This window comes from Mycobacterium sp. TH-M116, from assembly GCF_057473685.1.
Map to the genome: position 1 here is coordinate 1 of NZ_JBYCLC010000329.1, position 8,697 is coordinate 8,697.

7 protein-coding genes are annotated in these 8,697 nt (G+C 70.1%); 2 read left to right on the forward strand and 5 right to left on the reverse strand.

What is annotated here, in order from left to right:
* Positions 1 to 270: 270 nt before the first annotated feature.
* Together AC2VOK_RS16875 and AC2VOK_RS16880 are read right to left on the reverse strand one after the other, a co-directional pair.
* Positions 271 to 633 carry a hypothetical protein gene (locus AC2VOK_RS16875; RefSeq protein ID WP_428901509.1) on the reverse strand — a complete coding sequence of 121 codons (363 nt, stop codon included), beginning with the start codon at positions 631 to 633 and terminating at the stop codon, positions 271 to 273.
* A 301-nt stretch (positions 634 to 934) separates the two neighbouring features.
* On the reverse strand, positions 935 to 1,297 hold the full coding sequence (locus AC2VOK_RS16880; protein WP_421531113.1) for a hypothetical protein: 363 nt from the start codon (positions 1,295 to 1,297) through the stop codon (positions 935 to 937).
* Positions 1,298 to 1,381: 84 nt separating this feature from the next.
* Between AC2VOK_RS16880 and AC2VOK_RS16885 the strand changes: the two genes are divergently transcribed.
* Together AC2VOK_RS16885 and AC2VOK_RS16890 are read left to right on the forward strand one after the other, a co-directional pair.
* Complete coding sequence (locus AC2VOK_RS16885; protein ID WP_421531114.1) at positions 1,382 to 1,768, forward strand: DUF2237 family protein; 387 nt, start codon at positions 1,382 to 1,384, stop codon at positions 1,766 to 1,768.
* Between the two features lie 173 nt (positions 1,769 to 1,941).
* On the forward strand, positions 1,942 to 2,214 hold the full coding sequence (locus tag AC2VOK_RS16890; RefSeq protein WP_428901510.1) for a hypothetical protein: 273 nt from the start codon (positions 1,942 to 1,944) through the stop codon (positions 2,212 to 2,214).
* Positions 2,215 to 2,226: 12 nt separating this feature from the next.
* On the opposite strand, the gene AC2VOK_RS16895 is transcribed toward AC2VOK_RS16890, so the two are convergent.
* From AC2VOK_RS16895 to AC2VOK_RS16905, 3 genes are all read right to left on the reverse strand, one after another.
* Positions 2,227 to 3,540 carry a M1 family metallopeptidase gene (locus tag AC2VOK_RS16895; RefSeq protein ID WP_428901511.1) on the reverse strand — a complete coding sequence of 438 codons (1,314 nt, stop codon included), beginning with the start codon at positions 3,538 to 3,540 and terminating at the stop codon, positions 2,227 to 2,229.
* Complete coding sequence (locus AC2VOK_RS16900; protein WP_428901512.1) at positions 3,537 to 7,460, reverse strand: Pls/PosA family non-ribosomal peptide synthetase; 3,924 nt, start codon at positions 7,458 to 7,460, stop codon at positions 3,537 to 3,539. The genes AC2VOK_RS16895 and AC2VOK_RS16900 overlap by 4 nt, the downstream gene beginning before the upstream one ends.
* A gap of 160 nt (positions 7,461 to 7,620) precedes the next feature.
* A partial coding sequence (locus tag AC2VOK_RS16905) for an NAD(P)H-dependent amine dehydrogenase family protein (protein ID WP_428901513.1) occupies positions 7,621 to 8,697 on the reverse strand: 1,077 nt, incomplete at its 5' end.

Below are 8,697 nucleotides of genomic sequence, written 5' to 3' on the forward strand. Positions count from 1 at the left end.
ACTACCGACCAGCCCACGGCGATCGCCGCATGAACGGCCATCGAGACAGCAGGTCGGCACGAGGAATCCCCACAGTTCACTGCGGGGAGGACGTCAAAAAGCCGGATCCCTTGCGCCCAGCAAGTGCCCACAATCTGCCCACAGTTACACATAACTAGATTGAACTACCGTGATGTGTTTCAGCAGTTTGATAGGCTGGCTGCGGGTCAGGCGGGTTAGCTGGATAGGGTTCAAATCCCTCCGCCACCGCCAAACACCGCCAGCCAACCGTCAGTGGCAGGGCCGGTACATCTGCACGCAGGTGACGGCGGGAGCCCCGCAGTCGTAGGTGCCGTAGAGCCAGTCGACCACCCGGCCGCCGCAGCGCAGGCCGTACAGGTTGTAGTCGAACGCCTTCTGGTCGGACCCCACCAGCGGTTGCGTCTGCGCAACCAGGTCGTCGCAGGACTGCCAGACGCCATCGTGACAGGCCTGGGCCAGGGTGTCCCATTGCGGATTGTTTCCTTGCGGCGGCGGGCTGGGGTCGTCGGCGCCGGCGACGGGCGCACCGACGAGCGCGGCAACGAGCACGGCGCAGGCGGCCGCCGCGGAATGCCATCGACAACGTTGCAGAGTCGGAATCGCGACCGTCATCCTGCCCTTTCTGAAGACCTCTACGCAGAAAGTTAGGCCCAATTCGCAGCCGGAGCCACAGAGAAATCCTGAAAGAATGATCGGAACAACCTGGCCCGCGACTGTGGAGTCCGCAAACAATTCCCTGACGCGGATGGCCGTGGAGTGGCCGTTAGGTGAACTCGGGGAGCGGATCGGGTCGGGCGACCGGGTGGGCTCGAAAAGCTCTAGGTGCAAATTCTTTTCAAGCAGATCCCGCAGGGATATCGGGAATCTCGCCGCGAGTCTTCGGTCGGGCCGGAAGCAGCGGCGGCGGGGCGTCCTAGCTACTCACCGACAGCGGTAGCGAGAGGGTCTCGCCTCCGCCGGTCACCTCCACGACCCACCGACCGTCGAACGGCAGGGTGGCCTCGACATCGAAGAAAGCGAATCCCGGGTATTCGCCGACGGCGGCTTCGGGGGCCTCGAAGGAAAGATGCAGCGGATCGTCGAGTGTCGGCGGCACGATCTTCACGCCCACCCGGCGATCGGAATCCTCGCCGTTGCCCCGCGTCAGCACCACGAGCACGAACCGGGCCACGCGGTCAGCCCCGAGCGAGAATTTCGAGAGCACGCCGCCCGACACGTCGAGCTTGTTGTCCACCGTCCTGGCGCCCTCAGCGAGAAAGGCTCCGGTGAGTATCACAGGGACAACCTATCGTCAGGCGGCTAGGACACGGCGGCGAAACGTGAGTTCGAAGTTCACACCCCGGGGCGCGATACTGAGGGTGTGCCTGATCGTAACGTACTGGGCGGCGCGCTCGAACCCTGCGGCACCGACCCGCTCACCGGTTTCTACCGCGACGGGTGTTGCGCGACCGGGCCCGAGGACCGGGGCCGGCACACGATCTGCGCGGTGATGACCACCGAGTTCCTCGAGCACCAGCGCTCCATCGGTAACGACCTGGTGACGCCGATTCCCGAATATCGCTTCCCCGGCCTGTTGCCCGGCGACCGCTGGTGCGTCACCGCCGTGAACTGGCTGCGGGCTCACGACGACGGTCATGCCGCCCCCGTGGTGCTGGCATCCACCCATGAGCGCACGCTCGAGGTGGTGCCGCTCGAGACGCTGATCGAACACAAGGTCGACGTTCCCGACGACCTGGCCAGCCTGTAACCGCTGGTCGGCGGCATGCCGGCCGACGAGGCGCGGCGATCGGTCCAGTTGTTGACGGACAAGGTTTTCCCGCGCTCGCCTCAACGGCGAGCATTGCCGTGATTGGACGACCAGAACCCGGGGTACAGCGTTGACACGGCAGGGCCGTAAAAATAAAAGAATTGGGGAACCCGATGAAAATTGAATCAGGCAAGGCGATGGGAACACTGGGCGGCGCTGCGGTGCTCGCCGTGATGCTCGGCTACGGCATCAGCGTGGGCATGCCTTCCAGCGGCCTGACCGCCGCCCCGCTCGCGCCCGCCTACTCGAGTCCGGCGCCGCCTCCGCCCTCGCCGCCACCGCCTCCTCCCGCTGAGGGCCGCGAAGGCCCCCCGTTCGTCGACTATGGCGGGGGTGGCGGAGCGCCCGGCGGCGGCGGGGCGGCCGGCGGTGGCGGAGGCGGGTAACACGCCGCGCGGTCACGGAACCGCCGTCGAATACAGCCACGCTTCCCACAGCGGTCGCAACTGGTCGCAGTAACCCGCGGCCAGGCCGGTGAAGTCGTCGGTGACGACGGTGCCGTGCCGGTAGCGGGTCGCCCAATCCCGGAGCAGGGCGAAGAAGTTCGCCTCACCGAGCCGGCCGCGCAGCGCGTGCAGGGCCAATGCCCCGCGCTTGTACACGCGGTCGTCGAACATGTGCTGCGGCCCGGGGTCGGCCAACACCAGGTCCTGCGGTTGCGCGCGCAGCTTTTCGTGATGCAGGCGGGCCAGTTCGCCGGCGCCGGGCCCGCCGCTGTGCTCCGACCACAACCATTCGGCGTAGCAGGCGAATCCCTCGTGCAGCCAGATGTCACGCCAGCGCCGCGCGGTCACCGAGTTGCCGAACCACTGGTGCGCCAGTTCGTGGGCGATCAACCGCTCGGCGGCCCGCGAGCCGTCGCAGTGGTTGGCGCCGAAGATCGACATGCCCTGGGCTTCCAGGGGGATGTCCAGGGCGTCGTCGGTGACCACGATCGTGTACCCGCCGGCCAGCGGGTAGGGCCCGAACAACTCGACGAACAGCTGCATCATCTCGGGCTGACGCGCGAAGTCGTGTTCGAACGCGCTGCGCAACCGGGCGGGCAGCGCGGCCTGGATGGGTACCGGTGTCCGGGTCAGCCGCACCGTGTCGTAGACGCCGATCTGCAACGTGATCAGGTAGGTCGACGTCGGCTCACGTTGTTCGTAGGTCCACACCGTCTGCGACGCCCGGGTACGGCGCGCCACCAGGTTCCCGTTGGCAATCACCCGGTAGCGGCTTTCGGTGCTGACTTGGATGCGGAAGGCGGCCTTGTCGCCGGGGTGATCGTTGCAGGGGAACCACGACGGGGCGCCGTTGGGCTGCCCGGCGACCAGCACCCCGTCGGTGAGTTCCTCGAAACCGACGTCGCCCCACAACGACCGGATCGGTTTGGGGGCACCGCCGTAGCGAACCACGATCGCCATCGCCGCCCCGGCCGGGATTTTGTACGCCAGTCGGATGCGCAACTTGCCTCCGCGGCAGGAGAACTGGGGCACCCGTTCGCCGTTCACCGACACCTTGGACACCGTCAGCGAGGCGGACAGGTCCAGGGTGAACTGCTGCAACTCGACGAGAGTCACCGCGGTGATCGTCGCGGTGCCGGACAGCCGGTTGATCGCGATCCGGTACTCGAGGTCGAGCTCGTAGCGAGACACCCGGTAGCCGGGGTTGCCGCTTCTCGGCAGGTAGTCGTCGATTGCCGGCGCGGCCTTCTTAGCCGGAACTTTCACGCCGCGGCGCCCCGCTTCGCGGAATTCTTGGACCGGTCCTTCTTGCGGCCCTGACCCCACGGCTTGATCGGATTGCCTTGCCAGCGTGTGGATCCCGGCACCTTGTCGCCGCGCACCACCAGCGACGCGGGGCCGACTGTCGCGCCGGCTCCGAGTCGGGCAGCCGGCAACGCCACGCAATGCGGCCCGAGGGTGGCGCCCGGCTCGAGGACGACGCTGTCCATGCGCATGATCCGGTCGTGGAACAGGTGCGTTTGCACCACGCAGCCCCGGTTGACCGTGCAGCCGGAGCCCAGCGTGACGAGATCCGCTTCCGGGAGCCAATAGGTTTCGCACCAGGTGCCCCGCCCGACGCGGGCGCCCAGCGCGCGCAGCCACAGGTTCAGCAGCGGGGTGCCGCCGGTCGCGCGCGCGAACCATGGGGCCGCGACGGTCTCCACGAAGGTGTCGCACACCTCGTTGCGCCAGACGAACGACGACCACAGCGGGTACTCGCTGGCCCGGATCCTTCCCACCACAAGCCATTTGGCGACCACCGTGACGGTCCCGGCGACGGCGCCGGCGGTCAGCAATACCAGTCCGCCGCACAACGCCGCCGCCCAGATGCCGAAGATGCGCGCCAGCGCCTGTAACCCGCCCAGCACCGCCAGCCCGATCCCGACCGTCACCACCACGGGCAGCAGCCGGCACGCCTCCACCACGGCCCGCTTGACCTTGAGCCTCGCCGGTGGGTCGTAGGTGGTCGCCGCGTCGGCCTCGATGGGGTGCCGACGCAACCTCATCGGGGGGCTGCCCAGCCACGACGAGCCGCGCTTGGCCTTGGGCGGCGTGGCCGAGAGCACCGCGACCAGTCCGTCGTCGGGCACCCGCCGCCCCGGCTGGGTGATGCCGGAGTTGCCCAGGAACGCGCGTCGGCCCACGGTGGTCGTGGCTGCGTGGATCCAGCCGCCGCCGAGCTCGTAGGAGGCGACCATGGTGTCGTCGGCCAGAAACGCGCCGTCCTCGATCACAGTGAACTTCGGGATCGGCAACACCGTGGAGATCTCGGTTCCGCGACCGACCCTGGCGCCCAGTAACCGCAGCCACGCCGGTGTCAGCATGCTCGCGTACACGGGGAAGAGATGGTTGCGCGCGCCGTCCATGAGCCGCTCGGTCGCCCACAGCTGCCAGCCGACCCGGCTGCGCACCGGGTGGTAGCCCTCGGTCAGTCCCAGCGACAGCGCCCGCACCGCCGCCACCGTCAGCAGCGCGTACACCGTGACGGCGGCCAGCGCCGCGGCCGGGGTCCACGACAGCGCCGGCAGCACCGCCTCCGAGAGTCGCCGGGTGTGGTGCACCGCCGCGGCGATCACGGCCACGCCTCCCGCCGCGGCGATCAGCGGCAGGGCGCCGAGCAGCAGTGACGTCAGCCCGTATACCGCGACCCACCGGGTACGGCGCGGCGGCCGTTCGTCGGGCCACGGGTGCTTGACCCTGCCCGACTTCACCGCGGGCGAGCCCTTCCAGTACTGCCCGTTCTTGATCTTGTCGACCACTGCCGAGCCGGGTGCGACGTCGGCGTTCTTGCCGACGACCGAGCCGGGCAGCAGCGTGGTCCGGGCGCCGACAGTCGCGTCGTCGCCGACCGTGATCTCGCCGAGATGGAACTCGTCGCCGTCGATCCAGTGCCCGCACAAGTCCACCTCGGGTTCCACCGCACTGCGGTGCCCGAGTGTCAGCAACCCTGTGACCGGGGGGATCGAGTGCAGGTCCACCCCTTTGCCGACGTTGGCGCCGAGCGCGCGGGCGTAGTACACCAGCCACGGCGCGCCGGCCAGATTGTGCGCCCCGCAGACCTCGGCCACCCGCTCGGCCAGCCATACGCGCAGGTGCACCGACCCGCCGCGGCGGTAGGTGCCCGGCCGCACCCCCGACAGCAGCATGCGCGCGCACGACACCGCGATACCCATCCGGCCGATCGGCGTGACGAACCCGAGGAACGCCAACGCGACGAGCCACCAGTTGACCGCGACGGTCCACGGCACCACGTGCAGCGCGCGGGCGACGCCGTTGCCCACCGCGAGCCACGTCACCCACGGCAGCGCCGCCAGCGTCGCCAACGGCACCGACAGCGCGGTCTGCGCGGCCTGGGTCAGTCGCGGCGTCGGGCGCACTACCCGCTCGACGGCCTGCGGTGATGGCTCCAGTTCGTCGAGGAACCCGGCCAGTGAGCCCAGGCGGGGATGGTCGTACAGGTCGGCGACGGTGACCTGCGGAAACCGGCGCCGCAGCGCGGCGACGAGCTGCGCGGCGGCCAGCGAGCCGCCGCCGAGCGCCAAGAAGTCCGCCTCCGGCCCGTCGACCGTCGGGCCGAGCAGGTCGCGCCACAGGCCGGCCAGCCAGCCCGTCGTGCCGCCCAGCTCGGCGCTCGCGTCCGGGTCCCCGCCGGGCGGCGGCCAGGGCAGCCCGTCGCGGTCGACCTTGCCCGACGTCCGGGTGGGCAGCTCCCCGATCCGCACCAGCCGGGGCACCAGTGCGGCGGGCAGCTGCCGGGCGAGCCGCTGGCGTGCCGCGTGCAGATCGAACGTCGGATCGGCACTGACCAGGTAGCCGACCAGTACCGGAGTTCCCGCGGAGGTCTGGCGGACTGCCGCCGCCGCGCTGCTGACCCCCGGCAGGCCGACCAGCGCGGCGTCGACCTCGCCCAGCTCGATGCGGCGCCCCCCGACTTTGACCTGGTCGTCGGCCCGCCCGCAGAAATAGAGCCCGTCGGGTTCCAGCCGCACCAGGTCACCGCTGCGGTAGGCGCGCGTCCAGCCCAATGTCGGCAGCGGGGCGTACTTCTCGGCGTTCTTGTCCTCGTCCAGGTAACGGGCCAGGCCCACCCCGCCGATCACCAGCTCACCGACCTCGCCGTAGCCGACCGGGCGGCCGTCGGTGTCGACGACGGCCAGGTCGGCGCCTGGCAGCGGCAGCCCGATGCTGATCGGGCCGCCCCCGTCGAGCCTGGCCGCGCAGGCGACCACCGTCGCCTCGGTCGGGCCGTAGGTGTTCCACACCTCCCGCCCGTCGACCGCGAGGCGCTCGGCCAGCTCCGCGGGGCAGGCCTCGCCGCCGAAGATCAGCAGCCGCACGGCCTCCAGGGCCTCGGCGGGCCACAGTGCGGCCAGCGTAGGCACCGTCGACACCACGGTCACGTCGCGGGTGACCAGCCACGGACCCAGGTCCGTCCCGCTGCGCACCAGCGACCGCGGCGCGGGGACCAGGCAGGCGCCGTGCCGCCAGGCCAGCCACATCTCCTCGCAGGACGCGTCGAAGGCCACCGACAACCCGCCCAGCACCCGGTCACCGGGCCCGATCGGGCGGTCCTGCAGGAACGTCTGCGCCTCGGCGTCGACGAACGCGGCGGCGCTGCGGTGCGTGACGGCGACGCCCTTCGGGGCGCCGGTCGATCCGGAGGTGAAGATGATCCACGCGTCGTCGCGGGTCATGGGCGCCGTCGCGCGCCAGCCCCGCGACGAGCCGGGGCCCCTGACCAACCCGGTTTCCGTGATCACCGCGACCACGTCGGCCGCGCCGAACACCAGCTCGGCCCGCTCGTCGGGGTCGTCGGCGTCGACCGGCACGTAGGCCGCGCCGGTGGCCAGCGTCGCCAGAATCGCCACGTACAGCGCGTAGCTGCCCGAGGGCATGCGGATGCCGATGCGGTCGCCCCGGCCGACACCCCGCGCGGCCAGCCAACCGACGCTGGCCTCCATGTCGTCGATCAGCTCGCCGTAGGTCAGCTGCACGGTGCCGTCGTCGATCGCGGGCGCATCCGGGAAGCGCGCGGCGGTCGCCTGGATGATGTCGATCAGGGTTCGCGGGCCCGGCGCAGCGGAAGACAGCAGATACTGGGCCGGAATGTCGGCCGGGGCTCGTGCCGGTGCTGGTCCTGTCACCACCCTACGAAAATACTCACTCCCGGCCGGCGCGGCGGCGACCGCGCGCGGCGTGTGACGGCGCGCGAATGGCATGCGAGGCGGGGTGGGAGATCGAGGCGGGGTGGGAGTAGGTCATCGCTCGGGTCCGCACCTCAGTCGCGCGTCGAGCCGCACCGGTTCACCGCGCCAGATGCGGGGCCGGGCGCCCGGCGAGCAGCGGCAGGTCCAGGTACGTCTTGATGCCGGGCCCGGCGGCGCAGACGTCGGGGATGGCGTTGACGCAGTGGTTCGCGGTCGCCACGACTCCCGGATTCTTCTGCAACCCGTCGGCGATGGTCTCCGGCTGTAGCCCCTTGAACGTCAGGCTCACCGTGGGGTCGCCGGTGATCTCGACCTCGAAGCGCTCGCCGCGCCCGCCGAAATTCCAGTCCGGCTCTAGATTGTCCTCACCCATCAGCCAGTTGACCGCCGCCGTGATGACCGGTTCCCCATCGACCAGCGCCTCCCAGCGGAAGCGGCGCGCGGCGACTGATCCCGGGGTGATCGGGAAGGGGCCGTAGTCGATGTCGGCGGTCGCCACGGCGATCTCCTGGATGGTCCTGATCTCCGGGTCGATGCGAAAACCCATGTGGTCGGCCACCATTCGCACCGACATCTTGAAGCCCGCTTCGAGCAGCCCGGCCATCGGCCCGCCCATCGCCTCCTCGGGTGTGCCGCCGAATCCCATGATGTGGCGCACCACGTCGGGCGCGTTGTAGGTGCGGATGTCGGAGAACTCCTCGGCGCGCACGTGGGTCACCGCCGACGACAGCGAGGACACCATCAGCGGGAAGCGCTCCGTGATGCCGCCGGGATGGATACCGGACCCGTGCAGGGTCACCCCGGCCTCCAGCGCGGCGTCGGCGATGACTTTGACGCGGGGATTGGCGGCGTCGGGATACACCCAGCCGACCGGGGTGACGACGTTCTTGCCGGACCGCAGGATCGCGATGACCTCGTCGTCGTTGGGGATCAACGGGCTGTACATCACGCAGTCCGCCTCGGTGGCCAGCACGTCCTCGACGCTGGTGGTGGCGGTGACGCCGAGCGGTCCGGTGCCCACGATGTCGCCGACGTCGCGACCGTTCTTGTCCGCGCTGTGTACCCAGCAGCCGGCCAAGTCGAGCTGCGGGTGGTTGAGCACACACGCGATGGCGGCCTTCCCGACGCCTCCTGTGGCCCACTGGATCACGCGAAGCCTGGTGGGGTCACTCAT